Origin of the sequence: Pseudomonas sp. CP-1 (assembly GCF_021213715.1) — a bacterium.
Taxonomy (GTDB): domain Bacteria; phylum Pseudomonadota; class Gammaproteobacteria; order Pseudomonadales; family Pseudomonadaceae; genus Pseudomonas; species Pseudomonas aeruginosa.
Genome location: NZ_JAJQKY010000020.1, coordinates 50,088 through 76,495, shown reverse-complemented (window position 1 = coordinate 76,495; position 26,408 = coordinate 50,088). Strand labels below are relative to the sequence as shown.

The 26,408-nt window shown below is 67.1% G+C and carries 22 protein-coding genes; 9 read left to right on the top strand and 13 right to left on the bottom strand.

The window, feature by feature from the left end; all coding sequences use genetic code 11:
- Window positions 1-2: 2 nt before the first annotated feature.
- The 4 genes from LT948_RS27395 to LT948_RS27380 all read left to right on the top strand — a co-directional run bounded on the left by LT948_RS27395 (window position 3) and on the right by LT948_RS27380 (window position 3,089).
- Window positions 3-1,268, top strand: a complete 1,266-nt coding sequence (locus tag LT948_RS27395; protein WP_023092431.1) for an ABC transporter permease — start codon at window positions 3-5, stop codon at window positions 1,266-1,268.
- Between the two features lie 17 nt (window positions 1,269-1,285).
- The gene (locus tag LT948_RS27390) at window positions 1,286-1,804 is read left to right on the top strand and encodes a DUF3299 domain-containing protein (protein ID WP_003137628.1); all 519 of its coding nucleotides are present in this window, start codon (window positions 1,286-1,288) and stop codon (window positions 1,802-1,804) included.
- A 147-nt stretch (window positions 1,805-1,951) separates the two neighbouring features.
- Window positions 1,952-2,650, top strand: coding sequence for an outer membrane protein OprG (gene oprG / locus LT948_RS27385; RefSeq protein WP_003093337.1), 699 nt, complete (start codon window positions 1,952-1,954; stop codon window positions 2,648-2,650).
- Window positions 2,651-2,732: 82 nt separating this feature from the next.
- A complete protein-coding gene (locus LT948_RS27380) occupies window positions 2,733-3,089 on the top strand; it encodes a SirB2 family protein (RefSeq protein ID WP_023092430.1) in 357 nt (118 codons plus the stop codon).
- Here the strand turns inward: LT948_RS27380 and LT948_RS27375 are convergent, their stop codons facing one another.
- The 6 genes from LT948_RS27375 to LT948_RS27350 all read right to left on the bottom strand — a co-directional run bounded on the left by LT948_RS27375 (window position 3,090) and on the right by LT948_RS27350 (window position 9,994).
- Entirely contained in the window at window positions 3,090-4,019 is a 930-nt protein-coding gene (locus tag LT948_RS27375; protein ID WP_003093339.1) for an NAD-dependent epimerase/dehydratase family protein, read from the bottom strand.
- Window positions 4,012-4,896, bottom strand: coding sequence for a dTDP-4-dehydrorhamnose reductase (locus LT948_RS27370; protein ID WP_003113045.1), 885 nt, complete (start codon window positions 4,894-4,896; stop codon window positions 4,012-4,014). The genes LT948_RS27375 and LT948_RS27370 overlap by 8 nt, the downstream gene beginning before the upstream one ends.
- A gap of 268 nt (window positions 4,897-5,164) precedes the next feature.
- Window positions 5,165-6,115, bottom strand: a complete 951-nt coding sequence (gene feaR / locus LT948_RS27365) for a transcriptional regulator FeaR (RefSeq protein ID WP_023092429.1) — start codon at window positions 6,113-6,115, stop codon at window positions 5,165-5,167.
- Between the two features lie 160 nt (window positions 6,116-6,275).
- The gene (locus tag LT948_RS27360; RefSeq protein WP_023092428.1) at window positions 6,276-6,854 is read right to left on the bottom strand and encodes a DUF3156 family protein; all 579 of its coding nucleotides are present in this window, start codon (window positions 6,852-6,854) and stop codon (window positions 6,276-6,278) included.
- Window positions 6,829-8,316, bottom strand: a complete 1,488-nt coding sequence (locus LT948_RS27355) for an APC family permease (protein ID WP_023092427.1) — start codon at window positions 8,314-8,316, stop codon at window positions 6,829-6,831. Before LT948_RS27355 ends, LT948_RS27360 begins: the two co-directional genes overlap by 26 nt.
- 190 nt (window positions 8,317-8,506) lie before the next feature.
- Window positions 8,507-9,994 carry an aldehyde dehydrogenase family protein gene (locus LT948_RS27350; protein ID WP_003113043.1) on the bottom strand — a complete coding sequence of 496 codons (1,488 nt, stop codon included), beginning with the start codon at window positions 9,992-9,994 and terminating at the stop codon, window positions 8,507-8,509.
- Window positions 9,995-10,222: 228 nt separating this feature from the next.
- On the opposite strand from LT948_RS27350, the gene LT948_RS27345 reads away from it, so the two are divergent.
- Complete coding sequence (locus LT948_RS27345) at window positions 10,223-10,891, top strand: helix-turn-helix transcriptional regulator (RefSeq protein ID WP_003454197.1); 669 nt, start codon at window positions 10,223-10,225, stop codon at window positions 10,889-10,891.
- Here LT948_RS27345 and LT948_RS27340 read toward each other — a convergent pair.
- Window positions 10,888-11,724, bottom strand: coding sequence for a class I SAM-dependent methyltransferase (locus LT948_RS27340; protein WP_023874933.1), 837 nt, complete (start codon window positions 11,722-11,724; stop codon window positions 10,888-10,890). The genes LT948_RS27345 and LT948_RS27340 overlap by 4 nt on opposite strands.
- Before the next feature lie 106 nt (window positions 11,725-11,830).
- Between LT948_RS27340 and LT948_RS27335 the strand changes: the two genes are divergently transcribed.
- The 4 genes from LT948_RS27335 (at window position 11,831) to LT948_RS27320 (ending at window position 16,373) form a co-directional block, all read left to right on the top strand.
- Window positions 11,831-12,205 (top strand): hypothetical protein, encoded by a 375-nt coding sequence (locus LT948_RS27335; protein ID WP_003093356.1) that lies wholly within the window; start codon window positions 11,831-11,833, stop codon window positions 12,203-12,205.
- Window positions 12,202-12,408 (top strand): helix-turn-helix transcriptional regulator, encoded by a 207-nt coding sequence (locus LT948_RS27330; protein WP_023092423.1) that lies wholly within the window; start codon window positions 12,202-12,204, stop codon window positions 12,406-12,408. The genes LT948_RS27335 and LT948_RS27330 overlap by 4 nt, the downstream gene beginning before the upstream one ends.
- 210 nt (window positions 12,409-12,618) lie before the next feature.
- Complete coding sequence (locus LT948_RS27325) at window positions 12,619-15,594, top strand: non-ribosomal peptide synthetase (protein ID WP_073657235.1); 2,976 nt, start codon at window positions 12,619-12,621, stop codon at window positions 15,592-15,594.
- Window positions 15,595-15,683: 89 nt separating this feature from the next.
- On the top strand, window positions 15,684-16,373 hold the full coding sequence (locus tag LT948_RS27320; protein WP_003093362.1) for an SDR family oxidoreductase: 690 nt from the start codon (window positions 15,684-15,686) through the stop codon (window positions 16,371-16,373).
- Between the two features lie 14 nt (window positions 16,374-16,387).
- Here the strand turns inward: LT948_RS27320 and LT948_RS27315 are convergent, their stop codons facing one another.
- From LT948_RS27315 to cupB2, 6 genes are all read right to left on the bottom strand, one after another.
- On the bottom strand, window positions 16,388-17,032 hold the full coding sequence (locus LT948_RS27315; RefSeq protein ID WP_003093364.1) for a response regulator transcription factor: 645 nt from the start codon (window positions 17,030-17,032) through the stop codon (window positions 16,388-16,390).
- A gap of 644 nt (window positions 17,033-17,676) precedes the next feature.
- Window positions 17,677-18,822, bottom strand: a complete 1,146-nt coding sequence (locus LT948_RS27310) for a fimbrial protein (RefSeq protein WP_019682617.1) — start codon at window positions 18,820-18,822, stop codon at window positions 17,677-17,679.
- A 99-nt stretch (window positions 18,823-18,921) separates the two neighbouring features.
- Window positions 18,922-21,978, bottom strand: a complete 3,057-nt coding sequence (locus LT948_RS27305) for a two-partner secretion domain-containing protein (RefSeq protein WP_023092420.1) — start codon at window positions 21,976-21,978, stop codon at window positions 18,922-18,924.
- Between the two features lie 87 nt (window positions 21,979-22,065).
- A complete protein-coding gene (locus LT948_RS27300) occupies window positions 22,066-22,806 on the bottom strand; it encodes a fimbrial biogenesis chaperone (protein WP_003093371.1) in 741 nt (246 codons plus the stop codon).
- Window positions 22,803-25,271, bottom strand: coding sequence for a fimbrial biogenesis outer membrane usher protein CupB3 (gene cupB3, locus LT948_RS27295; protein ID WP_033995443.1), 2,469 nt, complete (start codon window positions 25,269-25,271; stop codon window positions 22,803-22,805). The genes LT948_RS27300 and cupB3 overlap by 4 nt, the downstream gene beginning before the upstream one ends.
- Window positions 25,272-25,658: 387 nt before the next feature.
- Window positions 25,659-26,405 carry a molecular chaperone CupB2 gene (gene cupB2 / locus LT948_RS27290; RefSeq protein ID WP_023092418.1) on the bottom strand — a complete coding sequence of 249 codons (747 nt, stop codon included), beginning with the start codon at window positions 26,403-26,405 and terminating at the stop codon, window positions 25,659-25,661.
- Window positions 26,406-26,408 lie beyond the last annotated feature (3 nt).

Sequence of the window (26,408 nt, the reverse complement as noted above, 5' to 3'; positions counted from 1 at the left end):
GCATGTATCTCTTCCGACTGGCACTGGCCAGCCTGGCCAACCGCCGCTTCACCGCCCTGCTGACGATCTTCGCCATCGCCCTCTCCGCCTGCCTGCTGCTGGCGGTGGAGCGGGTCCGCACCGAGGCCAAGGCCAGCTTCGCCAGTACCATCTCCGGAACCGACCTGATCGTCGGCGCGCGCTCCGGCTCGGTGAACCTGCTGCTCTACTCGGTATTCCGCATCGGCAACGCGACCAACAACATCCGCTGGGACAGCTACCGGCACTTCGCCGAAAACCCGCGGGTGAAGTGGGCGATCCCGATCTCCCTCGGCGACTCGCACCGCGGCTACCGGGTAATGGGCACCGATGCCGGCTATTTCGAGCACTACCGCTACGGCCGCGGCCAGGAACTGCAACTGGCCGAGGGCCGCGCCTTCGGCCAGGACCTGTTCGACGTGGTGCTCGGCGCCGAGGTGGCCGAAGCCCTGCACTACAGGCTCGGCGAGAAGATCGTGCTGGCCCATGGGGTGAGCACGGTGAGCCTGGTCAAGCATGACGACAAGCCGTTCACCGTGATCGGCATCCTCCAGCGCACCGGTACCCCGGTGGATCGCACCCTGCACATATCCCTCGCCGGCATGGAGGCGCTGCACGTCGACTGGCGCAACGGGGTGCCGGCGATGGGCGCCGGGCGCGTCAGCGCCGAACAGGCGCGGCACATGGACCTGCAACCACAGGCGATCACCGCGTTCCTGGTCGGCCTGAAGAGCAAGGTGGCGACCTTCGCCCTGCAACGCGAGGTCAACGACTATCCCGGCGAACCGCTGATGGCGATCCTCCCCGGTGTCGCCCTGCAGGAACTGTGGGGCCTGATGGGCACCGCCGAGAAGGCACTGTTCGTGGTCTCGCTGTTCGTCGTTCTCACCGGCCTGATCGGCATGCTCACGGCGATCCTCACCAGCCTCAACGAGCGCCGCCGGGAGATGGCCATCCTGCGCTCGGTGGGCGCGCGCCCCTGGCACATCTTCGGCCTGCTGCTGGCCGAGGCCTTCAGCCTGGCGCTGGCCGGCGTCGCCCTCGGCCTCGGCCTGCTCTACCTCGGCATCGCCGCCAGCCAGGGCTACGTCCAGGCCAACTACGGCATCTACCTGCCGCTGGCCTGGCCGAGCGACTATGAGTGGAGCCTGCTCGGGGCTATCCTGGCGGCCGCCGTGCTGATCGGCTGCGTGCCGGCCTGGCGCGCCTACCGCCAGTCCCTGGCCGATGGCCTGTCGATCCGCCTATGACCCGGAGATATTCCCCGATGCTGCGCTCCCTGACCGTCCTCCTGCTGGCTTTCGCCCTGCTCCTGGGCAGTGCCGTGGCGCGCGCCGCGCCGCGCGAACTGACCTGGTCGCAACTGATCCCGGCCGGCGCCCCGCCCGCCCCGGCGCCGCTGCCGATCCACGACCTCGCCAACGCCCTCAGCGAAGCCGGCCCGGCGGCCAGCCAGCAGAGCCCCAACGCCCCGGTGGTGAAGGCACTGGACGGCATCGAGGCCAAGCTGCCGGGCTACATCGTGCCGCTGGAAATCAGCGAGGCCGGGCTGGTCACCGAGTTCCTCCTGGTACCCTACTACGGCGCCTGCATCCACGTACCGCCGCCGCCGTCGAACCAGATCGTCTACGTGAAGACCGCCAAGGGCGTGCAGATGGACGAGTTGTACCAGCCGTTCTGGGTCGAGGGCACCTTCAAGGTGGAGAACGCCAGCAGCGAGCTGGCGGCGGCCGGCTACCGCATGCAGGCGAGCAAGGTGACGCCCTACGAATACGAAGGTAGCTGAACGACATGCGACAATCCGCCGCGCCGTTTACGTTGCGGCGGTCACATTTGCTCCTAGGATTGATTGAGCTGTGTCAAGGAAGGCAACTGTTAGCTGGCTGACCATTAGCAGCACCAACACTTTCTAATACAAGGAATGGAGCTCATCATGCGTAAGTCCTGGCTTACCGCTTCCCTGCTGGCCCTCACCGTCGCCTCCCCGTTCGCCGCTGCGGATATTCAAGGACACAAGGCCGGTGACTTCATCATCCGTGGCGGCTTCGCCACCGTCGATCCCGACGACAGCAGTTCCGACATCAAGCTGGACGGCGCCAAGCAGCGCGGTACCAAGGCGACCGTCGACAGCGACACCCAGCTCGGCCTGACCTTCACCTACATGTTCGCCGACAAGTGGGGCGTGGAACTGGTCGCCGCCACTCCGTTCAACCACCAGGTCGACGTCAAGGGCCTCGGCCCGGGCCTGGACGGCAAGCTGGCCGACATCAAGCAACTGCCGCCGACCCTGCTGCTCCAGTACTACCCCATGGGCGGTACCAACAGCGCCTTCCAGCCTTACGGCGGCCTGGGCGTGAACTACACTACCTTCTTCGACGAAGACCTCGCCAGCAACCGCAAGGCGCAGGGTTTCAGCAGCATGAAGCTGCAGGACTCCTGGGGCCTGGCCGGCGAACTGGGCTTCGACTACATGCTCAACGAGCACGCGCTGTTCAACATGGCCGTCTGGTACATGGACATCGACACCAAGGCCAGCATCAACGGCCCGAGCGCCCTGGGCGTGAACAAGACCAAGGTCGACGTGGACGTCGATCCGTGGGTCTACATGATCGGTTTCGGCTACAAGTTCTGAGTCGTAGACTGTCGCGGGGCTTGCGCCCCCAACGGAAAAAGGCGCCTTCGGGCGCCTTTTCTCATCCTGCGGAAACGGGCCCATGTACCTCTGGCTGAAGACCCTGCACATCACCTTCGCCCTCAGCAGCGCCGCCCTGTTCGTCTGGCGCCTGGCCTGGAACTGGTCGGGGCGCAAGGCCAGCGGCATCCGCCGCTGGGGACCGCACCTGGTGGACACCCTGCTGCTGCTCACCGCGCTCGGCCTGGTGCACCTGGCGATGCCCTGGCCGCTACCGCTCTGGCTGCTGGCGAAGCTGGGGCTGTTGCTGGGCTACATCGTCTGCGCGGCGTTCGCCCTGCGGATGGCGCGGGGCCCCGGCAAGGGCCTGCTCAGCGTCCTCAGCCTCGCCCTGCTGGGCGGGATCTTCTACCTGGCGCTGAACAAGCCCTGGTGGTGATCAGCGGCCGAGCAGGCGCGCCAGCCCCACGCCCATCGGCGTCGGCTGGTCGAAGCGGAAACGCCGCAGCAGGCGCTCGTTGTTCGCCCGCGAATGCCTGATGTCACCGGCTCGCGCGTCGGCGTGGGTCACCGGCGGCAGGCCACCGAGCACCTGGCCGATCTCTGCCAGCAACTGCTTCAGGCTGATGCTGCGATTCAGGCCGACGTTCACCGCCCCGGGCTCCACTGCCGTCGCCTCCAGCGCCTGGACCAGGAAATCGACCAGGTCGGCGACGTAGATGAAGTCGCGGGTCTGCTCGCCGTCGCCGAACACGGTGATCGGCGTCCCCTTCAGGGCGCGCTCGGTGAATATGCTGATCACCCCGGAATAGGGCGAGGACGGGTCCTGGCGCGGCCCGTAGACGTTGAAGAAGCGGAAGATCGCCGGTTCCAGCCCATGCTGGCGGCGATAGAAATCGAGGTAGTACTCGCTGGCCAGCTTGTCCGACGCGTAGGGCGTCAGCGGCGACTTCGGGGTGTCTTCGTCGATCGCCGTGCCTTCGCCGTTCTGCCCGTAGACCGCTGCGCTGGAAGCGAACACCACGCGCTTCACGCCCTGCTCGCGCATCGCTTCGCAGAGGTTCAGGGTGGCGATGAAATTGCTCTGGTGGGTGGCGACCGGGTCGTCCACCGAGGCCTGTACCGAGGCGACCGCGGCCAGGTGGGCGACCGCCGCGCAGCCCTTCAGGGCGGCCGCCAGGGTCGCCGCGTCGGCGGCGTCGCCTTCGAGCAGCTCGACCCGTTCGTCGTCCAGGGGCAGGTTGTCGCGCTTGCCGGTGGACAGGTTGTCCAGCACACGCACGCGGTAGCCGCGCGCCAGCAGCGCGTCGGTCAGGTGGGAGCCGATGAAACCGGCGCCGCCGGTGATCAGGATGGGGCGTTCAAACATGCCTGTAGTACCTGTCCAATAGAGCCGGCAAACCTGCGCGCCAGGCGCGCGGCTTGATGCCGAAGGTGTGGAGGATCTTCTTGCAGACCATCACCGCGTGCTGCGGTTCGTCGAGCGCGTCCGGGCGCGCGGCATGGGCCTCCGCCGAAGGCTCCTGGATCAGGTTGGAGCGATAGGTACGCGCCTCGTTGAGGATCACCTGCCCCAGCGCCAGGGTGGTGGTCGCTTCCAGTCCGCCGTAGTGGTAGGTGCCCCACAGCGGCGCCTGGCAGTCGAGCTGCTTGAGCACCGAGAGCACCACCCGCGCGGCGTCGTCCACCGGCGTCGGGTTGCCGCGCCGGTCGTCGGCGAGGAACAGCGGCTGCGGTTGTTCGGCGCGGCTGAGGAAACGTCCCAGCAAGCCGTTCGGGCTTTCGTCCAGCAGCCAGCCGAAGCGGATCAGCACATGTCGCGGGCAGGCCGCGCGCACGCTCTGCTCCATGCGCCAGAGCGCCTGGCCACGCAGGCCCAGCGGAAGGGTCTCGTCCTTCTCGCTGTAGGCGGTGGCGCGGGCGCCGTCGAAGACCCGGTAGCTGGACGGCTGGACCAGCAGGATCTCGTAGTGCTGGCAGAGTTCCGCGAGGCGCTCGACGGCGCGCTCCTGGGCGCCCAGGCGCTCCGCCTCGACCTGCTCGGCCTGGAACCAGTCGTGGTAGAAGGCGAGGTTGATCACCGCGTCGGGGCGCGTTTCGTCCAGCAGGGTGGTGAGGCTGGCGGCATCCCAGCCCTGCTCGGGTGGTCTGGGCGCGAGGAAACCGATGTCTTCCTCCGCCCCTAGGCGGATCAGCGCCTGTCCAAGGGCATTACCGCCGCCCAAAAGCATCAGGCGCATTCGCATGGTGTAGGGGGGCACTCGAAATCTGATAGTGAATAGCGACGCGGCGCACGCCCCAAGGCAATGACATCCTACGCCTCGCTGGCGACATGAAAGGTGCGGGCATCGGGAGCTGCTTGTCGCGGCAGGTACCCCGGACAGCGCCGCCGTTATTTTCATGCAACCTGACACGCCGCATTCTTGCTGTGCCTCCGGTGAAGCGTCAAGCATTCACCGGGCCAGCTCCGCCAGCGGCGCGGATCGGCGGGACGAATGGCAGTGCGCGGCGGCGTCAGGCCGGTAGCGCGCCGGCCCGATAGTCCTTGGGCGAAACCTCGAACTGCTTCTTGAACGCCCGGCTGAAATGTGCCGAGTCGCTGAAACCCCACTTGAAGGCGATGGAGGTGATCGATTCGCCGCGCAGCCGTGGGTTGCCGAGGTCGGCGGCGCTGCGGCTGAGGCGCTGGCGGAGAATGTAGCGGCAGACGCTGTCGCCCTGCTCCTCGAACAACCGGTACAACTGGCGCACCGAGATGCGCAGGCGGCCGGCGAGCATGTCCGGACTCAGGCGCGGCTCCCGCAGGGATTGCTCGATCAGACGCTCCGCGTGCCGGCGCAGACTGTAGCCATAGAGCCCGGCCAGCGGTCCCTCCAATTCCTCGCCGGCGTGCTGTAGCGCCGGCCCGAGCAGGGCGATCAGCGCCTCCTGCAACGCCCCGCCTTCGTCCGCCACCGCCCACGGTTGCAGTTCTCCGGCGCACACCTGCTGCACCAGCAGGCCGAGCAGGCGACCACTGGCGCAGTTCGGCGAGAGTTTGCCGAAGGCCCGCTGGCTGGGTGGCAGGTGCCGGCATACCTGGTCGCGGGAGAGATGGAACGAGGTGTGTTCGATGAGTCCGTGGGGAATGATCTCGCAGCCGCCCGCGGAGTCCATCAGCGCCATTTCCCCTGGCGCCAGCTCTATGCTGTCCCCACCCTGGCGCAGTTGAGCATGGCCGCTGCGCTGGACGACCAGGAAGCAGTGACGGTCGTCGTCATGATCGGCATGGGTGGCCTGGCGGGCGATGCGCCCGGCGTTGGTGCGGATCTGCGCCAGCTCCAGGCCGCCGAGGTCCTGCCGCGAGATATCGCCGATGAACAGCGTCCGGTTCAGCGCGGGCTGCGACTCGAAGCGCCCGCAGACCTGGCGCAACGCCTGGTTCCAGGCTTCGAAGCTGTTGTGTGCGGAAGACAGGGTATGCACCGGGCACCTCCTGACGGCAACGGCCATCGTTATTGTTGTATGGCGCGGCAATTACCAAGCCACGCAGCGCTGCCGACATGATTAACATGTTATCGATATACCCACAAGCTGGCGCAAATAGACCGGCGGATACGCATCCGGGAGAGCCGGCAAGGGCCGTTCAGGCGGGAGAAAGCAGGCGCTGCAATTGGGCGAAGGCACCCAGCAGGGCCAGGCGCTGCTCGGCGACCAGGGGGATGTAGCGGCGATAGGCGGGGAAGCGGTTGACCACCTCGCACGCCCCCAGGTGTTCCAGGCTCACGGTCCAGCCCCTGTCGTCGCGGCAGAGGCGCAAACTCCGGAAGTCCAGCGGCATGAGTTGCTCCAGCAAGGCCCGGTCGCCCCCCTGCAAGGCCTCCCGCAACGGCTCGAGCCCGCTCCCGCTGCGCACCTTGCAAAGGATGCCGCGACGCCGCAAGCAACCGGCGTGACGCAGCTCCAGGCTGGCCGGCGGCCCCCCAGGCGCCGCCACGAACAGGCTGAACTCGGTGCTGACGATATGCATGAACAGGTGCGCCTGGACCCGCTCGCGAACCTCGAAGCTCAGCTCTTTCGTACGCAGCAACAGCCTGCCGTCCTGCGCCTCGCCGTCGCACGCAGCCAGGTTGCGCCGCACCAGGGCCAGGGTGGCTCCGGGGCGATAGGCGGCTGGCCGCCAGTCGCGCCAGTGGCGCTCATACCAGCGCGCCCAGGCGGACATGCGCCCTCTCCCGCTGCTGGTCCTCTTCGGCGAATTCCTTCTCCAGCACCTCTTCCACCGCCAGCGGACGGAACGGATTCACCCGCTGTACGCACAGGGTCCAGAACAGGGCGTAGGCGGCCGCCAGGCCGAGCATCAGGGCGAACGGCAGGTAGATGTCGGCGGGGTTCATATCCGGCGGCGTGATGTAGAACATCCCCAGCAGGATTCCGGCGCTGGAGAACAGCTGCGGCAACGGGAACAGCGGCGAGCGGTAGGCGCGCGGCAGGTCCGGGCGACGGATGCGCAGCAGCACCACGGAGAGGGTCACCAGCAGGTAGGCGGTGCCCCAGGCGCAGACCGCCGCCAGGACCAGGTGGATGATCCCTTCGCTGTCGCCGCCCAGCCACCAGGCGTGCAGGCAGGGAATCGCCGCTGCCACGGCGATGCACAGCAACGGTGTCTTGAAGCGCGGGTGCAGGTAGGTGAAGGCCTTCGGCAAGGCGCCATCCAGCGCCATCCCGTAGAGAATCCGCGGCAGGCCGGCCATCAGGGTGTTGATGGTGGCGGCCCCGGCGAACAGCAGGCCCACGCCCAGCCAGATGCGTCCGAACGGTCCCATCACCTGCTCGGCGAATCGCGGGATCGCCATCGGCGTCTCCAGCAGGTGCAGGCCGCCGCCGAGGTCGAGGTTTTCCACCTGCCGGCGCATCGCCGCGCCATAGAGGAACATGCAGCAGGCCACCCCGACCAACCCCAGGGCCATCGCCCGCGGCAGGGTCCGCGAAGCGTGGCGCACCTCCGGCGCCAGCGGCGTGACGAATTCGCAACCGACGAACATGAACATCGCCATGCCCACCAGCGACAGCAGGGTCGGCAGGTCGTCGCCGACCATCGAGGCCCCGAACCAGCCCTGCAACTCCACCGCGGGCAGGCGCAGCAGACCGGCCACGGCGAAGATCATCAGGGTGCTCCACATGCCGAAGGTGAGGATCACTTCGGCGCGACCGAAGGCGGTGATCCCCAGCGCATTCAGCAGGCCGAAGCAGAGCACCATGCCGACGCCCACCAGCCAGGCGCCGCCGCCCGGCTCGGTGAGGGTATTCAGCGACTCGAAGTTGACCAGCGCCATGGTGCCGCTGAGCATGGTCTCGGCGGTGCCGGCGAACACATGGACGATCAGGTAGGCCGACAGCGTGCCGGTGATCGCGAAGAAGCGCCCGAGGCCGCACGACAGGTAGTCGTAGACCGAGCCACGGGTCGGCAGCAGGCAGGCGGCCTCGGCGAAGGTGGTGGACTGCGCCAGCATCAGCAGCAGCGCCACCAGCATCGCCACGGCGAAGGTTCCGCCGCCCAGGCCGAAGCCGGTGGTGGCGGTGAGGATCACCGGGCTGGCCATGATCAACCCGACCGAACTGGCCAGGGCGGTGGGGAAACCAACCCGCCCGCGGAGCAGGTGCTGGGTGAGTCTGGAGTTGGACATCGACGTATCCTCGACGGCAGCGTTGCTGTTGTTGTTCTTGCGTCAGGCCCTGCCAGGGCGCGCCAGGCGCCCTGCGGGACGCGCCGGCGTCCCGTACGCTCCGCCGGCAGGCGAAGCGTGTCGAACAAAAGGCTGCCGCGGAGGGCAGCGAAAGAGCCGAACGAATCAGCTCACCCCGATTTCATCGATATCAGTAGGCGATGCACACCGACTTGTTCTCGGTGTACGCCTCGATCGCCGCATGGCCCATCTCGCGACCGATGCCGGACTGCTTGAAGCCGCCGAACGGCATCGACGGGTCGAGCAGGTTGTGGGCGTTCACCCATACCGTGCCGGCCTTGATCCTGGGCACCAGGTCCATGACCTGGCGCAGGTCGTTGGACCAGATGCTCGCACCGAGCCCGTAGATGCTGTCGTTGGCCAGACGCACCGCTTCGTCGAGATCGTCGAAGGGCGTCGCCACCAGCACCGGCCCGAAGATTTCCTCGCGCACCACCTGCATCCCCGGGGTGACGTCGGCAAGGATCGTCGGCTGCACGTAGAACCCCGTCTCGCCCTGGCGCGCCCCGCCGCAGACCACGCTGGCGCCCTCGGCCACCCCGCTTTCGATCATCCCCAGCACCCGCTCCTGCTGCCTGGCCGAGACCAGCGGGTTGATCTGCGTGGTCGGATCCAGGCCGGGGCCGATGCTCAGGTCGCCGGCGATGGCCGCCAGGCGCTCCAGCACCTGGTCGAAACGCTTGCGCTGCACATAGAGGCGCGAACCAGCGGTGCAGACCTGCCCCTGGTTGAAGAAGATCGCGCCGGCGGAACCGGCGGCAGCCATGTCCAGGCTGGTGTCATCGAGGATGATCACCGGGGATTTGCCGCCGAGTTCGAGGGAAAAACGCGTCATGTTCTCCACCGCCGCATGCCCGATCAGCTTGCCCACCGGGGTCGAGCCGGTGAACGCCAGCTTGTCGATGCCCGGGTGCGCCGCCAGTGCCGCGCCGGCCTCGGCGCCCGTGCCGGTGACGATGTTCACCACCCCTGGCGGAATCCCCGCCTCCAGGCACAACTGGCCGAGGCGCAGGGCGGTCAGCGGGGTTTCGTCGGCCGGTTTGAGGACTACGGTGCAGCCGCAGGCCAGGGCCGGGACGATCTTCCAGATCGCCATCAGCAAGGGGAAATTCCACGGCACGATGGCTCCGACCACGCCCACCGGCTCCGGCACCGTGTAGGCCCGGTAGCGCGCGCCTGGGACCGCGGCGATCGACAGGTCGAGGCTGCGGCCCTCGATCTTGGTCGCCCAGCCGGCCATGTAGCGGATGAACTCGACCGAGGCGCCGACCTCCAGGGCCCGCGACAGGTTGATCGACTTGCCGTTGTTCAGGGTCTCCAGCTGCGCCAGTTGCTCGCCATGCGCCTCGATCCGTTCCGCCAGTCGCAGCAGCAGGCGCTCGCGATCGGCCGGGCGCTGGCCTGCCCAGTTGCCTTCGAACGCACGCCGCGCGGCGGCGACCGCCCGATCGACGTCTTCGGCGCCGGCGCGGGCCACGCGCGCCAGCTCGGCACCGGTCGCCGGGTCGTACAGCGGCATGTCGGCGCCGGAACGCGCCGGCCCGGACTCGCCGTCGATCAGCAGGCCATGGGGACTGCGCAAGAAGGCGCTGACGGACGGGTCGATGGCAATACTCATGTGTGCTCCTCGGCTTGGCGACGGCGCTGCGTCATGCATGCGCCTACTACCCGGGAATACTCTGGACCCGCCGCTCCCCCGCTCGCTTGCTCCAGCCTGCCGGGTTTCTTGCCGCTGCCTGCCAAGCCAGGCAGAGAGAGACAAGACGGCGCGCCGGGGCATGGACATTCTGCCCGGCAGGCGGGACAGTGGACGTCCCGCCGCCTCGTCCCACGGGAGTCCCGCGCCATGCCTTCGACCCTGTCGCCCGACCTCGGCCCGCGCTGCATGCAGGCCTTCACCCAGGTGGTGCCGGCCAGCCTGTGCGTGTTCTATCGCATCGACGAGGATTGCCGCGCACACGATTTCCAGCTCCTGCGGATGCCGGCCGGCATGCACCGCGACTACCTGCGCCACTACCGCGACTACGATCCGCTGCAGCCGCGCCACTGCCTGGCCAGCGCTTCGCCGGTAGTGCCGCTGCGCCAGGGCATCGCCCGCCAGCCCGCGAAGGACAGCGCGCTGTACCAGGGCTTCCTGAGACGCCACGGGATCTGCGACGTGGTCGAGGTACTGGCGCATGCGCAGCAGCGTCCGGTGGCGGCCCTGTCGTTGCTGCGCGACGCCCGCCTAGGGGCCTTCTCCGACCAGGAGCTGCGACAGTTGCGCGCCCTGCATGGCCTGATGGAGCTGGCGGCGCAGGCATGCGCCACGCCAGCGGCCAGCGCCGAGCGCCTGCAAGGCCTGACGCCGAGGGAACGGGAGATCGCCCTGCTGCTGCGCGACGGCGTCAGCAACAAATGCCTGGCGCAGTGCCTCGGACTCGGCCTGCCGACGGTGAAGACCCACCTGCTCAACCTGTTCCGCAAGACCGGTGCGCGCAGCCGCACCGAGCTGGTGAAGCGACTCTTCCTCTAGCCGCGCGCGGCCTGGGGGTTGCGCGCCTCCAGCCAGAAGAGGAACTGCCGCACCACCAGCGGCTTGCCGCTCTCGTGCAGGCCGCGCAGGCGCTCGCGGTGGCGCCTGAAGGAAAAACCGGGAAATACCCAGGGCAGGTTCAACAGGTACCAGGCCAGGGCGCCGACATCGGCGAAGTGCAACACCTCCCAACCTTCGCCGCCTGCCACCGGCGGCAACTCCGCGGCCTCCAGCTGGGCCCGGGCGAAACCCAGGTTCCAGTGCGGCGCCTCCGGCGTCGGCGCCGGTTCGCCGAGCAACGCATAGAACTCGCGGTTGAAGTCGCCGGCCACCTGCTGGGTGAGGAAACAGCCGCCGGGCGCCAGCACCCGCCGGACCTCCGATGGCAGATAGGACTCGTGGCGGTTGCCGACCAGGTCGAAGGTGCCATCGGCGAACGGCAACGCCCCGCCGCCATCGCCCTCCCGGCCCTGGCGATGGTTGTCCGGCGCGCCCTCCACCTCGACCACGCGGATGCCCAAGGGCTCCAGGCGACCCCGGGCAATCTCCAGGTTGGGCGCCCAGCCCTCGGTAGCCACGGTGAGCGGCGGACGATACGGCAGCCGGCTCAACCATTCGCCGCCGCCGGTACCCATGTCCAGCAGGCTGGCGGCGGCCCGGCAGCGCTCCAGCATGCGCCCCGGGAAATCCCATGGCGGCGGTTCCAGGCGGATGCGTCCGCCATAGTCGTATTCCCAGCCGCGCATCGGTGTGCGGCCGGCTTCCGCCAGCAGCGCGTCGAATTCGTCGCCCGTCGCCATTTCGCCGTTCTCCCAGAGACCGCCCGCTACCATCCCCGAGTCTCCTCGCCAAGGCAAGCCCATAGAGAATGTAAAGCTTGCTTGACAAAGAAGAGCATTCCGGCCAATGTAAAGCCCCCTTTACATGGACGGTTCAACCATGACCCACAAACGTTTCTTCCTCGAACTGCTTCTCGCGCTGGTCGGCTATGCCGCTGCCGTTCTGATCAGCGGCCAGTTGCTGGCAGGCACGGAACCGGGCGCCGGCCGGGTCTTCCTCGCCCTGCTGCCGGTGCCACCGATGGTCGCCCTGGCGCTGGTGGTGATCCGTTACCTGCGGCGCCTCGACGAAATGGCCCGGCGCATCCATCTCGAAGCCCTCGCCCTGGCCTTCGTCGGCACCGCCCTGCTCACCTTCGCCTACGGTTTCCTCGAAACCACCGGCTTTCCGAAACTCTCGATGTTCTTCGTCTGGCCCCTGATGGGCGCGTTCTGGGCCATCGGCTGCGTCCTGGGACTGAGGCGCTACGCATGAGGAACCGGGTTCGCGAGTTGCGCGCGGAGCGCGGCTGGTCACAGGCGGAGCTGGCCGGAAAGCTGGAGGTATCGCGGCAGACGGTGAACGCCATCGAAACCGGCCGCTACGATCCAAGCCTGCCCTTGGCCTTCAAGCTCGCCCGGGTATTCGGACTGGCGATAGAAGCGATCTTCGACGACCGGGAAGCCCCGTTGGACTGAGTCCGATCCCGCTGCCGAAAATGTCCGGGGCGCCCTCTGGCGACCCCGGCGGCGAGCCCCCCTTACCCTGTACCAAATGGCAGTTGCCGCATTTCCCCTCGGGGCTAGCCTTGGACCAGGCCTATCGCCAGCCTTCCCCCTGGTCCCCGCTCGATACGCTGAAAAACCACGGATAACGTCTTTTCAACCGGCAAGACAGGAGTCTCAGCCATGTCGAAAGATTCTGTTCTTGGCTTATTCAGGCAACACGCAGATACCCATCCCGAACGCCCCGCCCTCGTCGATCGCGAGCGCTCGTTCAGCTACCGCGAACTCGACCGACTCAGCGACCGGCTGGCCGCCCACCTGGCCAGGCGCGGCGTCGCCCGCGGCGAGCGGCTGCCCCTGCTGGCCGAACGCTCGGCCGAACTGGTCATCGCCATCCTGGCGGCCGCCAAGTGCGCAGCGGCCTACGTACCGGTGGACCGTCGGCAACCCGACAGGCGCAAGCAGGAAATCCTCCGCCAGTGCCAGGCCCCCGTGGCCCTCGCCACCCAGGCCGAGGACCTGCCGGGGCAACCGGTGGAGGTCATCGCACAGGCGCTCGCGACGAGTGCGGCGGGTGCCGCGCCGAGACCGGCGCTCGACGGCAGCGAAGCGCTGTATGTGATCTTCACCTCGGGCACCACCGGCGAACCCAAGGGCGTGGTGATCGAGAGCCGCTCCCTGAGCAACCTCGTGGACTGGCACAACCGGCGCTTCGAGATGGACCAACGGAGCCGCACCACCCTGATGGCCGGCGTCGGCTTCGACGTTTGCCAATGGGAAATCTGGTCCACCCTGTGCGCAGGCGCCTGCCTCCACCTGGTGCCCGACGAGGTGCGCCCGGACCCGGCGGCGCTGCTGGCATTCTTCGCCGAGCAGCGGATCAGCCATGCCTTCGCGCCTACCGTGATGGTCCCTGCGCTGGTGGAGCAACCCGCTCCGCCGTCGCTGGCGCTGCGCTACCTGTTCTGCGCCGGGGAAAAACTGCCGCCGGTCGCAACCGGCGGGCTGCCCTATACCGTGGTGGATTACTACGGCCCGACCGAAGCCACGGTCTTCGCCACCTGCCGCATCGTCGACGCCGAAGCTCATCGGCGGCCCGCCTCGATCGGCACGCCCATCGACGGTTGCGAGGCATTCATTCTCGACGCCGACGACCGGCCTTGCCATGGCGACCGGCCCGGCGAGCTGAACCTGGCGGGCGTCTGCCTGGCGCGCGAATACCTGCGCGACCCGGACATGACCGCCAGGCGCTTCCACTACTCGCAGGCACTGCGGCGCCGGCTCTATCGCACCGGCGACAAGGCCCGCTGGCTGGCCGACGGCAGCCTGCAGTTCCTCGGTCGGCTGGACGATCAGGTGAAGATCCGCGGCCACCGCGTCGAACTCGGCGACGTCGAAGCCGCGCTGCTGCGCCAGCCGGCGATCCATGGCGCGGTGGTGCTGGCGCATGCCGACCCACGCTGCGGTAGCCAGCAATTGAGCGCCTTCGTGGTCCCCCGCCAGCGGGGCGGCGATGCCAGGGCCGTGCTCGCCGCCATCAAGATCGCCCTGCGCCAGGAACTGCCCGACTACATGCTGCCCAGCCGCTATCTGTCGCTGGACAGCCTGCCGACCACGGTCAACGGCAAGATCGACCGCCAGGCCCTGCGTCGACGCCTGGAGGAACAATGCCAGGAACGACTCGACGAGCAACGCTTCGGCACCCCCGGCGAACTGCAAGTGGCCCTGGCCTGGCAGGAAGTGCTGGGGCATACCGACTTCGGCCTGGACGACAGCTTCTTCGAGGTCGGCGGCCATTCCCTGCTGGCCGCCGCCCTGGTGCGCGAACTGAGCCGACGCTTCGGCAACCGTGCCTACATCCACGACATCTACCGCACCCCGAGCGTACGCCAACTGGCGGCCAGCCTGGCGCGGCGCGCCGGCGAAGCGCCGCCGGCGCTGGACAGCGAACCGGCCCAGGAGCTGCAACGGGACGTGCGCCTGCCCGCCGACGTGGATTTCAGTCGGCCCATGGACGCCGCCCAGTTGCTCGCGCCACGGCACATCCTGCTCACCGGCGCCAGCGGGCTGATGGGCGCCCACCTGCTCGCCGAGCTGCTGGCCAGCCGCGAGGCCGACCTGCATTGTCCGGTCCGTGCGCAAAACGACGCCCACGCCCTCGAACGCCTGCGCCAGGCCGCCCGGCAGCACCGCATCGAACTCGCCGAGTCGGACTGGCGACGGGTCAGGGCCTACGCCGCCGACCTCGCAGAACCAGGTTTCGGACTACCGGCGGAAACCTACCGCGAGCTGGCCGGCAGCGTCGACCAGGTCTTCCATTCCGCCAGCGCGGTGAACTTCATCCAGCCATACAGCTACATGAAGCGCGACAACGTCGAGGGGCTCGGCCAGGTCCTGCGCTTCTGCGCCAGCGGCCGCTGCAAGCCGCTGATGCTGCTGTCGAGCATCTCGGTGTACAGCTGGGGCCACCTGCATACCGGCAAGCGCCTGATGCGCGAGGACGACGACATCGACCAGAACCTGCCGGCGGTGGTCACCGACATGGGCTACGTGCGCAGCAAATGGGTGATGGAAAAGATCGCCGACCTCGCCGCCGAACGCGGCCTGCCGCTGATGACCTTCCGCCTCGGCTACGCCACCTGCCACAGCCGTACCGGCGCCCATGCCGACTACCAGTGGTGGAGCCGGCTGGCGCGGACCTGCCTGGAGTACCGGGCCGTGCCGCTCCTGCGCGAGCTGCGCGAGGGCCTGACCACGGTGGACTACATGGTAGAGGCGATCAGCGTCATCGCCCGCCAGCCTTCGGCGCTGGGCAAGAAATTCAACCTGGTGCCGAGCATTCCGCGCTGCCTGACCCTGGACGAGTTCTTCGACCGTCTCGGGCGACGCGCCGGGCGTCCCCTCCGGCAGATGCCGTTCGACGACTGGGTAAGTCTCTGGGAAGACAATCGCGACGCCCCGCTCTATCCCCTGCTGAGTATGTTCCGCGACAACATGTACGCCGGCCGCAGCACCGTCGAGTTGTACCAGGATACCTATCTCTGGGACTGCACCAACGTCGAGGAACACCTGCGCGGGAGCGCCGTGCGCGAGCCGGAGTTCGACGACCGCCTGCTCGACCTGTACCTCGCCGGCCTGGGCGGCAGCGCCATGCGGTAAGGTCGAGGCCGCCGCGGCCGGTCGCCGCGGCGGTTACCGCAGCGGGACGCGCTTGGGTATCCTGTCCGCTTTATCGCCCGGAGAACCTCATGCACAACGTTCTGATCGTCGGCGCCTCGCGCGGCATCGGCCTGGGACTGGCGGATGCCTTCCTGCAACGCGGCGCACAGGTATTCGCCGTCGCCCGGCGACCGCAAGGCTCTCCCGGGCTGCAGGCACTGGCGGAGCGAGCCGGGGAGCGCTTGCAAGCGGTGACCGGCGACCTCAACCAACGCGACTGCGCCGAACGCATCGGCGAGGCGCTGGGCGAGCGGCGGATCGATCGCCTGATCGTCAACGCCGGCATCTACGGCCCGCAGCAACAGGATGTGGCGGAAATCGACGCCGAGCAGACCGCCCAGCTGTTCCTGACCAACGCCATCGCGCCGCTGCGCCTGGCCAGGGCACTGTCCGGGCGGGTTAGCCGGGGTGGCGTGGTGGCGTTCATGAGTTCGCAGATGGCCAGCCTGGCGCTGGGCCTGTCGGCCACAATGCCGCTCTACGGCGCCAGCAAGGCGGCGCTGAACAGCCTGGTACGCAGCTGGGAGGGCGAGTTCGAGGAGTTGCCGTTCAGCCTGTTGCTCCTGCATCCCGGCTGGGTGCGTACCGAAATGGGCGGCGACAGCGCGCCGCTGAGCGTCGAGGAAAGCGCCGCCGGACTGGTCGCGGCGGTGGAGGATGCCGCGGGCGTGAATGCCTGTCGCTTCGTCGATTATCGGAACCAGCCGCTGCCCTGGTGAAGCGGGCCGATCCGTCAGGGCATCCGGCAATAGCCCTCGGCCGCATACCTGATGAGGTCGGCATCGCGCTTGATGCCGAGCTTCTTCATGGCACTGACCTTCTGCGTACTGATGGTCTGCACGCTGCGATGCGAGCGCTCGGCGATTTCGGTGATGGTCAGTCCGGAGCCGAACAGACGGACGATTTCCGCCTCCCGGGGCGTCAGCCGTTCGTTGTGCGAGGAAAGCACCTGGTTGACGAAGATGTCCCTGATCGACGGCGAGAAATACTGGTTTCGCGAATAGGCCGCGCTCACCGCCGCCAGCAGGTGACTGGTCGAGTCGGACTTGCTGAGGATGCAATTGATACCCTGCTTGAGAATGGCCCGGATAAGACCCGGATTGTTCAGCATGGTAAAGACGACCAATTGCAGATGCGGATAACGTCGTCGCAGCAATGACAACAATGCCAGTCCATCGCCATATTTCCCGCCCGGCATCGTATAGTCGACGATAACGACATCGCAGTCGCCTTCGTCGAGCCGGCCGATCAACTCGGTAGAATTGGAAACTTGACCGAGCATCTCCAAAGAACCGCACTGACTCAGTTCGTAGGAAATACCCAGCGAAATGGCGGGATGATCATCCGCAACCATTACGCGAATGCGATGTAGGGACATCCTTGCGTCTCCTTAAGCGGTACACGGCAGGCGAAAGCGTTACCAGGAAACCTGTGGTCTCGGTCATGCCTGCCGCAGGCAGGCGGCCGCCGCTCGGCCGGCAAGGAGGAAAGCGCGGTCCGGAATCCGCCGACGCCACTGCCCCGGTTCAAAGTGAACATGTGTATTTTCTAGTGAAACCGACGATATTTAATATAGTAAAACTACTATTTTTTCGCCTCGCAAACTAACAACAAAGACACTTGAAACAGCCCCCGAAAAACGTATACGTAGACACTTATGAAAAACGATGAAATACGAAACGGACAAGCCAGAGCAGCAAAAAATTTGAAAAAAGAGTTCCGTGACAAGCTGAAACTATCGCCTGGAAAATAGCGTTCTTTTATTTGCGCGAAATCCTACCGAGGAAACTTGCATATCCCTCAGAAAGCCTTCGCCCATACGCAATATCGGTATTCCGCGTGCGGGAATGGCATGTGCGCACGAGACCCAGGACGAGCAGCGGAGCGATATGCAGAGCGCCTTCGGCGATCTGCAACCACTGGAGGTGAGGGGCCGAGCCTTCGCGAGGGCTGGCGCGAAAGCGGCCGACGGCGCTTCCCGAGGCGGGGCGGGAAACGCCGGGGAAAGAACGGCGGCGCCGCTCAGGGGAAGGTAAACGTGAACTCGGCGGCGCCGTCGGCGACCCCGGCCTTCAATTCGCCCTCCGCGCCGATACGGATGTAGGCGGCACTCAGCGGGAGGTCGGCGCTGTCGCCGACACGCCGCATCGGGTAGGGCGTGCCGTCGAAACGTATCCGCTGCTGGTCCAGGCCGTTCTTCACGACGATGCCGAACCCCGCCGCGCCGCCGCTCTTCAAGCTGAGGATCGTCGGGTCCGCTTGCTGCGCCGAGACATACTTGTCGCGGAAAGCGATTTCCGGCTTGGCCAGCGCCGCACACTCGCTGAGAGAAATATCGAAGGAACGCTCCGTGGAGGTGTCGTTGACCCGCGGGAAGTTCTTCAACGCGACGCTACCCAGTTTGACGTTGATTTCCCGTCCCACCTCGACCTTGCATTTCTTCGGGATCGGCGGCGGCGGGGGACCGCCGCCGATCCCGATGGAGGCCGGGCCGATCAGCGAATAGGGCTTTCGGCAAACCCCGGTGGGGTAGTTGTCCGCAGGCACCGCCAGGACGCTGCCGATGGACGCTTCGCCCTTCAGCCTGTCCACCGCCCAGAGATTCAGGGTGGCGCTGCCGGATACGCTGGTTACCTTCAGGTCGCCGGCAGGCAACTCGCCGGGGTCGACCGTCAGGACCAGTTCCTGTAGGTAGTCGCTGGTCGTGCTTCCGGAAAAGCTCGTGACTCGCTTGTCCAGCGCATGGGGCTGGTTGTCGACCGGAATCACCCGCTTGACGCCGTCCTGGGCATCCACCGAGATCCGATAGCCGATGCCTTTGACGTCGGACGCCACCGTGCCGTAGGGCCCCGGATAGCCCACCCCGGACCAGTTCCCCCCGATGACCAGCTCATGCGCCTCCTGGGAAGCCTGGGGCTTGTAGTTCAGGAACAGGCTCACCGGCCTGGCGAACAGCACCGTGCCTTTCGCCGTGCCGCTGGTCAGCTCGTTCACCACACGCCAGGGCAAGCCTTTGCCATTGCCGAACGAGCAGTTCAGGGCGACCTCGTTCAGGGCCCAGGCCTGGCCGCCGGTCAGGCAGCAGAGGCCGAGAACGAGCGCCTGCCGAGCCTGCGCGCCAGGCCGGCGGCGCAGGGAAACGCGGCCGGGAAATAACCTCATGCTCATGGAACTCTCCAAGATTGCGCCTGCGGAAGAGGGCCACACTCCAGGCGAGAGCGGCCCCGGCCGGAAAGGGAGGTCCGCCAGGGACCTCCCCTGCCGGCCTTACCAGATGTTGCCGTAGTCGATACCGGCAGGCGGCAGGAGCGCCGCCTCGCCGATCACGTAGTTGCCGCCCAGGACCCCATGGTTCTCGCCGACCTGCGCACCGTAGATCTGGCCGTAATGGGACTGAGGCTTGAAGTCGATCTTGCCGCTGACGCCGGAGTACTCGATCGATCCCAGGTTGACGCCGGCCAGCCCGCCCATGGAGACGTAGTAGTCGCCACTGACGGTGCCTTCCGACATGGACGAAACGATGCGTCCCTGGATCTGGTTCTCGCCGACCAGGCCGCCGATGCGGCTGCGCCCGCCGCTGTTGACGGTACTGCTGCTGCGCGCCGACAGGATCGAACCGGCGTTGCTGCCGACCAGGCCGCCAACCGACGCACTCGCAGCGGCGCTGACCCTGCCGCTGGTATCCACGTTGACCAGTTCGCCGCCGTTGTGGCCGACGAGCCCGCCCACCAGGCTGTTGAAGCCGCCGCTCACGTCGCCGCGCGAGATCGCATGGGCGACGGAACCGCCGAGGTTGTGTCCAATCAGCCCGCCGACGCGACTGTTGCTGCCGCCGCTGACCTTGCCCGTCGCCTCGGCGGTCTCGATGGCACCCTGGCTGTTGTTGCCGACCAGCCCGCCCAGATCCGCGCCCCCCTGGTCCATGACGCTGCCGCTGGCTTTCAGGTTTCCGAGCATGCCGTTGCCTTCTGCCTTGCCGATCAACCCTCCGGTCGCCAGGCCGCCCTTGCTGTACACCGACCCGCTCGCCTGCGAGCGGAATATCTCGCCGCCGGAACTCAGGCCGACCAGCCCGCCGGTATACCCCGCGCCGCCGGCCTCCACCTGGCCGCTGGCGCTACTATCGGAGACGTGGCCGAACATGTTGTAGCCGACCAGGCCGCCGACGTTCAGGCCGGGCCGGTAGGTCTCGACCTTCCCCTGGCTGCCGGACGCCCTGATCGTGGCCTTCGCATTCAGTCCGACCAGGCCGCCGACGCCGCCCAGGCTGTTGCGCTCGGTGGACTGGGCAGCCACATGGACGTTGCTGTGGGCGTTCTCGATGACCGCCTCCGGCCCCCAGGCGGTGGTGAAGTTCTCCCCCACCAGACCGCCGACCGCCGTGCTCGCCGCATAAGCGGTGACGCCGCCGCTGACGGATGCGTTCGTGATCTGCCCGTTGATATTGCGCCCGACCAGGCCGCCCAGTGCGTTGGAGCGCAGTCGGCTGCCGACGACCGAGACCCCGCTGGCGCTGACGTTGGCGATACGCCCGCTGTTGATCCCGACCAGGGCGCCGAGCGAAGACGGACCGGAGCCGTAGGTGTTATCGGATACCCGCAGGTTGTTCAGTTTCAGGTTGCTCAGGGTGCCCGAGGAGCGGGCGAACAGCCCGACATTCGGCCCGGTGTTGCTGATCGAGAGATTGCCGATGCTGTTGCCGAGACCGTCCAGGGTGCCGCTGAAGACGCCGGCGGGCCCGCCGATGGATTGCAGTGCCGTGCAGTAATAGCTGCCGCCCAGGATATTGCCGCCGAGCACGTACAGGCCGTCCAGGTTCTTGTTGATCGCCTGCAACTGCGCCAGGTTCTGCACCACCGTGTAGTAATAGCCGCCGGAGACGTAGGTCGCGTTGGCCCCGGCCAGGGAGACCGACGCCGTGCCGTTCACCCGGTGGCCTTCGCCGGCATCCATGGCCAGCGCGCTGCCAGCCCCGCCGAGAACGATCTTGTCATTGATATCGATAGCGCCTTCGGCCTTCAGCTCCAGCCCAGCCTTGGCGCCACTGGCATTCAGCCTGCCATTCAGCGTCAGGTCGGCCGCGGAGCCCAGCCCCAGCCGGTTGCCCGATGCCCAGCTCACCGAGCCGTCGAGGTCCAGGTCGCCCTTGGTCGAAACCAGTTCGATATTGGTGCTCGCCAGGTTCCGCGACAGGGTGTCGGCATGAACGGTGACGCCATCCGACACCGCCGATGGGCGCACGTCGATCTTGTCGGCAGCAATCTTCCAGGTGCCGTTGAGGCCATTGCTGGCGAGCGTGTTCACCTGGGTGCCCAGGGCCACCTCCACCGCCTGCCCCCGGACCTCGACCGTCCCGCCGTGCCCCGGTCCGTTCAACGCATTGGCGGACAAGGCGCCTCCCACCATGACCTTGCCGTCCGGGCCGCCATCGAGCACGATCCGCCCGTTCTTGCCGCGCAGCGAGCGGGCCTCGATGGCACCCTGGGTGTTCACCACCGTGTTGAGCAGCGCATTGGCGGTCCTGGCCGCCATCAGGACTCGCCCCCCGTCGGCCTTGAGCAGACCGCCGTTGCTTGCCAGCGCATTGGCGACCCCGGCGTCGACGCGGATGTCGAGCAGCTTGTTGCCGTCGAAATTCAGCGTCAGGTCGCTGCCCGCGCCGAGCCCGACACCGCCCATCTGCGCCAGGACCGTCCCGCGGTTGTCGACCTGCGCGCCCAGCAGGGCGATGCTGCCGCCTTCCGCCGCGGTGATGGCGCCTCCCTGGTTGAGGACACCGTTGGTAGAGGGACCCGTGAAACGGTATCTGGAGGAGTTGCCGTTGAACTCGGCATCCGTGATGTCCAGCGTGGAAGCCACCAGGCCGCCGACATTGACCTGGGCGCCGCGACCGAAGAGCACGCCGTTGGGGTTGACCAGGAAGACCTGGCCGTTGGCATCGATCCGGCCCTGGATATCGCTGGCCTTGGTGCCGATCACCCGATTCAGGGCAATCGAGCTACTGCTCGGCTGGTTGAAGATCACCCGCTCGCCGGCGGCAACGCTGAAGGAGTCCCAGTTGGCGATCAGCTTGTCGACCTTCTGGTTGACCGACAGGCTGTTGCCGCCCGACAGGTGTATCTCCCCGTTCGCGCTCCCGCCGACCACCGTTCCCCCGCTTGGCAGCGCATAGGCCGGAGCCAGGGCCGTGGCGCCCAGCAGGGCCAGGGCGGAGGCGATCGCCGCCTTGGCGCCGGCGGGCTTGCCGCGCCTGCGACTGCCTTCGCTGACGACGTTCCAGCAGCCCTGGGATACGTTCCAGACCAGTGCATAGCATTTGTTCATGTGCTTCCTTCCTCCAGTGAAACCCCGCGACCTATTCGCAGGGCCGTGCTACGGCAGGAGCCCAACTCCCCGGGCCCTGCCGAACTCCTACGGGTATCTCTCTGCCGGCGCGTCGCCGCGCTCGATCTGGCCGTCATCCCCCACCGCATCGAAATGGACCCGCACCGCCTCGCCGGGCACGGCCGGCAGACTCAACGGGGTAACGGCGAAAGGCGGCAAGGTGACGCTGCCGAGGGACATGGCGAGGTCGCCCTCGCCCAGCTCCAGGCGCACCAGGGAAACGTGATAGGGACTGCGGTTGTCCGCCTCCAGCAGCGCCCGCTGCCCCGGCCGTACCGCCGGACGCAGGCGCCAGACGACCTGGCGCGCGGCGGCTCGCGGATCGCCGGCCAGACCCTGCGGACGGAACAGGAGCTTCATCCGCAGGCGGTAGCTCACCAGCAGCAGGTTGCCGCTGCCGTCCTCCCGCCCCGGCACCTCCAGCAGGTTGACCCAGAACAGCGATTCCCGGTCGTCCGGCAGCGGCTCGCCGGTATGGCGAAGCTGGAGCGCCTGGGTCTCCTGCGGGTCCATACGCAACAGCGGCGGCGACAGGATGAACGGCACCGTGACAGCGCTCGGGTCCGCCGTCTCGTCGCCGCGATCGAGCCAGGCCTGGACCAGGGCCGGGCGCGTCCCGACGTTACCGACGCGAATCGTCAGCGCGGAAACGCCCGCCGGATAGATGAAACGGGTCCCGATCACGGACAGCGAGGCGGAGGCATCGGCCACCAGCGCCACCAGCAGGACCCAGGCCGTGCCGCATCGGCCCAGGCCGACGCCGGTCACAGCGTGCGCTCCCGGTCGGCGGCCGACGCCGGGCGACATGCCAGTTGCAGGACGGGAGGCGTCGTCTCGCGCGGGCCCAGCGCATAGTCGACCAGGCACTGCTGCTGCGGCTCGTTGCCCCAGCGCACCCGAACCGAGCCGCGATCCTGCTCGACCCGCAGCACCAGGCGGCTGCCCTGGCCGACGGCGCCCACCGACTGCCCGCTGTGGGCATCGAGCACTTCCGCGGCGAACGGCAGGGGCTCGCCGCTGGGCATCCGGCTATCCACCAGCAAGGGCCTCGCTACCCGCGTCGGATAGTCGAGGCGCACCACCGCTCCGGCGGTGGGCGCCACGTTGCGCGAACTGGACCTCAGCTCGATCTCGTCGGCCATGCCGTTGGGGTCGAGGTCGACACTGTTCAACTGGTAGGGCAGCAGGTTGGGAATCACCGCATAGCCGTGGCGGTCGACCCGGCTTCCCGAGTAGCCGGCAGCCGCGCCCCTGGCGTTTGGCGCGTGGACCAGGCCGATCGTCTCGCCCAGGGTTTGTGCCGCGGTGATCCCGCCGCTGTGCGCGACCAGGCCCCCCGCGGCCTTGACCGACAACTGCCGATAGCCCGGTCCCTGCGAGAGGCTGGAGCCGAGTTCGACCTGCGGCAGTCGATAGTCGAGGCTGGCGCTCTTCGAGGTCTGCCGGCTGTCGCGGTCATGGGAGGCCGACAGCGAGTAGGAGGCCTCGCCACGCTTGCCCAGCATGCCGGAAACCCCGCTGGTGAGCTGGGTTCCGCTGTTGCTGTCGCGGGTCAGGTAGCTGCTCAGGGTCGGCGACCCGCGTCCCGCGCCGCCCAGCGGAATGGACAGGTTCAGGCTGAACAGCGTGCTGGTCTCGCCGCGCTTGTCATCGCTGGAAAAGCCTTCGTAGTGGCTGCGCAGGCGTTGCGCGGAAATGGAGTAACTGACGTCGCGCCACTGGTTGCTGTAGCCGACGGAGAAGTTGACCGCCCGCCCGCCGCCGCTCCAGTAGCGCTGCGAGGAGCCGTTCAGGTACAGGTTGCCGCCGTTGCCCAGTTGCTGGCTGATGTTGGCGTCGAGACGGTTGCGCAAGCGCGAGAACGACTCCAGCGGCTCGCCTCGCTCTACCCGGTCCTGCATGAAGGCCGCGTCGCGCAGGCCGAGATAGCCACCGGTGGAGTAACGATAGGCGAGCAGCGAAAAGTTGGTGCCGGTGTTCGGCAGGTTCTTGCTGTAGGCGAGACGGTAGCTGGAGCCGCTAAGGCGATCGTCGCCGGGAACCTCGGTACGCGCCAGCGTCACGTCACCGGAGAATCCGCCCACCGGCGTGTTCAGCGCCGCGCCCATCAACCCGGACATGTAGCTGCCGGTGAAGGCCCCGCCCGCGTATGCGGTGACGTCGTTGCCCAGGCCGCGCTGGTAGACGCCCTGCAGCATGTTCGGCCGACGCTCCAGGCTGGGATCGTTGAGCCGCCCGGCCGTCAGGCTGTAGCGCGTGGTCCCGGGGCGCAGCAGTTGTACGGTGGTGGCGAACGGCACGATGAAACTGCGGACTTCCCCGCTGGCTTCGGTCACCCGCACTTCCAGGTCCCCGCCATAGCTGGCGGTCTGCAGTTCGTCGAGAGCGAACGCCCCGGGTGCCACCGTGGTTTCGTAGATGAGGTAGCCGCGCTGGTAGACCGATACCCGCGCATTGGTACTGGCGGTCCCACGGACCACCGGAGCGTAGTAGCGCAGCGAATCCGGCAGCATCCGGTCATCGCTGGAGAGCTGCACTCCACGGAAGGACACCGCATCGAAGAACTCGCTGCTGGTGGAGTTTTCTCCCAGCAATAACTGCGCACGCCAGACCGGCAGGTCGGTCTGCACATAGGTTGCGCTACGCTGGTAATGGCTGCCCATGCGGCGCGACCAGGTGGCCGTGCCGTTGTGGCGCAGGCGCGCCCGCCCGAAATTGAAGCCGGCGTTCATCCCGGCATAGCCGCTGGTGGCGCTCCTGCCGTGGTTTTCCCTGACGTGGAGATTGCTGTTGTAGTTGAGCAAGGCGGCGGAAATGCCGCTGTCCCAGCTCGCCGGATCGACATAGGTCTTCGAAGAATCCAGGCTCAGGTAATAGCTGGGCACCGAGACATAGATCGACTGCTCGGCGATATCGAGCTTGACCCGGGCCCCCGGCACATAGCGCTCGAGAGGGTCGCAGTGCAAACCTTCGGGCAGAGGATCGCGAGCCGAGGAACGGTCCTGGCCACGCGCGCTCTTCTCCAGGTCGATGCCCGCCCGCTCCAGCAGGCCCCGGTCGTAGCAGAAGACCGCGCTTTCCCGCCCCGGCTGGCGGCGCAGCTCGACGTCCTCGACGCCACGCCATCGGCTGTTGAGCAGCAGGTCGAGGCGATAGCGGCCTGGCTCGATGACGTCGCCGCGCTCGAAACGCGACGTATCGATCGAGCGTCCGCCCGGCCCCAGGGCCAGCATCTGCGCGTCGAAGACGATCCGCCGCGACGGTGCGTCCAACCCGCCGGCCGGTGACGCAACGGCCGCCGCGGGCGCCTGCAGCTGTTTCGCCGGTGCTCCCGCCCTGGCCTCCTTCGCTTTCGCCCCGGCTACGCCGGCGGCGCCGACGGAGGACCAGGACTGGCAGGAGGACAGCGAAGGAAACAGTGCCAGCAGACAGGCGAATCGCAGGGAACGAACGGCGATCCCTCCCTGTATCGCCATTCGCAACAGGGCGACCTGCCCACCGTAAGCGGGAGCGGACAAGCACCTATGAAGAGAAACTTTGGGCATATGTAATCCCTGCAGCGATTTTAAAATCGCCACTCATATGTCGGGCCGTAAGTAAAAAGCGGGGAAACGGAGGGGTTATTTGCCGAGTGCCCTATCGAGGGTATTGCGGCCACCGTAATCGTTGATGACTTCGTATCTGACGGAAGCGGCTTCCATGTTCTTCGGATTTCCCTGCCAGTCGAACTCCTTCGTCGAGAATGGCGCGACCATTCCCTTTCCCACGGACATGACACGGCCATCGACAATCAATTCGACGCTGGCGAACGAAACGTAGTAAGGCGTCGGATTATTTACCTGTACTACGGACTTTTTTCCTGCTCCCCCTGACTCCAGAAGCTTCCATTGAAGTTTCCCGGCAGCCGAATCGACACTCTTCAACTGGCTGGGTCGAAAGAAGAGTTTGAAGCGCGAACGAAAGGAAAACTGCAATGCATTGTTTTCGTCTTCGTCCCTGGGCGGAACTTCCAGGATATTCAGCCAGAACAGCGATTCGCGATCCGTCGGCAACGGGGCCTTCAGGTAGGCGATGCGCAATACGGCGCCGCCATTGGGGTCCACTCGCGTCACGGCCGGCGTGACGCTGAAGGGGACCTGCAGTTCCTCGGGGGGAACGTCCTGCCGGCCATCGTCGATCCAGGCTTGCGCCAGCACGGGAGTGCCGGACGTATTGCTGACCCGCAAGGTGACCTCGCGCTCGCTGGCCGGAAAGACGACACGAGTGCCCTGTGCGATCAGCCCGGCATGAGCCGTTCCGGCGCACAGGGCGATGGCCACGGCGCTTGCCGCCACGAAAGAATGAAAACGATGCATTAGCGGCGCCATGGC

Excerpts from the sequence above, each read along its gene's own strand:
- LT948_RS27395 (WP_023092431.1), top strand. The coding sequence starts at position 3 with ATGTATCTCTTCCGACTGGCACTGGCCAGCCTGGCCAACCGCCGCTTC.
- LT948_RS27390 (WP_003137628.1), top strand. The coding sequence starts at position 1,286 with ATGCTGCGCTCCCTGACCGTCCTCCTGCTGGCTTTCGCCCTGCTCCTG.
- oprG (WP_003093337.1), top strand. The coding sequence starts at position 1,952 with ATGCGTAAGTCCTGGCTTACCGCTTCCCTGCTGGCCCTCACCGTCGCC.
- LT948_RS27380 (WP_023092430.1), top strand. The coding sequence starts at position 2,733 with ATGTACCTCTGGCTGAAGACCCTGCACATCACCTTCGCCCTCAGCAGC.
- LT948_RS27375 (WP_003093339.1), bottom strand. The coding sequence starts at position 4,019 with ATGTTTGAACGCCCCATCCTGATCACCGGCGGCGCCGGTTTCATCGGC.
- LT948_RS27370 (WP_003113045.1), bottom strand. The coding sequence starts at position 4,896 with ATGCGAATGCGCCTGATGCTTTTGGGCGGCGGTAATGCCCTTGGACAG.
- LT948_RS27360 (WP_023092428.1), bottom strand. The coding sequence starts at position 6,854 with ATGTCCGCCTGGGCGCGCTGGTATGAGCGCCACTGGCGCGACTGGCGG.
- LT948_RS27355 (WP_023092427.1), bottom strand. The coding sequence starts at position 8,316 with ATGTCCAACTCCAGACTCACCCAGCACCTGCTCCGCGGGCGGGTTGGT.
- LT948_RS27350 (WP_003113043.1), bottom strand. The coding sequence starts at position 9,994 with ATGAGTATTGCCATCGACCCGTCCGTCAGCGCCTTCTTGCGCAGTCCC.
- LT948_RS27345 (WP_003454197.1), top strand. The coding sequence starts at position 10,223 with ATGCCTTCGACCCTGTCGCCCGACCTCGGCCCGCGCTGCATGCAGGCC.
- LT948_RS27340 (WP_023874933.1), bottom strand. The coding sequence starts at position 11,724 with ATGGTAGCGGGCGGTCTCTGGGAGAACGGCGAAATGGCGACGGGCGAC.
- LT948_RS27335 (WP_003093356.1), top strand. The coding sequence starts at position 11,831 with ATGACCCACAAACGTTTCTTCCTCGAACTGCTTCTCGCGCTGGTCGGC.
- LT948_RS27330 (WP_023092423.1), top strand. The coding sequence starts at position 12,202 with ATGAGGAACCGGGTTCGCGAGTTGCGCGCGGAGCGCGGCTGGTCACAG.
- LT948_RS27325 (WP_073657235.1), top strand. The coding sequence starts at position 12,619 with ATGTCGAAAGATTCTGTTCTTGGCTTATTCAGGCAACACGCAGATACC.
- LT948_RS27320 (WP_003093362.1), top strand. The coding sequence starts at position 15,684 with ATGCACAACGTTCTGATCGTCGGCGCCTCGCGCGGCATCGGCCTGGGA.
- LT948_RS27315 (WP_003093364.1), bottom strand. The coding sequence starts at position 17,032 with ATGTCCCTACATCGCATTCGCGTAATGGTTGCGGATGATCATCCCGCC.
- LT948_RS27310 (WP_019682617.1), bottom strand. The coding sequence starts at position 18,822 with ATGAGCATGAGGTTATTTCCCGGCCGCGTTTCCCTGCGCCGCCGGCCT.
- LT948_RS27305 (WP_023092420.1), bottom strand. The coding sequence starts at position 21,978 with ATGAACAAATGCTATGCACTGGTCTGGAACGTATCCCAGGGCTGCTGG.
- cupB3 (WP_033995443.1), bottom strand. The coding sequence starts at position 25,271 with ATGCTGGCCCTGGGGCCGGGCGGACGCTCGATCGATACGTCGCGTTTC.
- cupB2 (WP_023092418.1), bottom strand. The coding sequence starts at position 26,405 with ATGGCGCCGCTAATGCATCGTTTTCATTCTTTCGTGGCGGCAAGCGCC.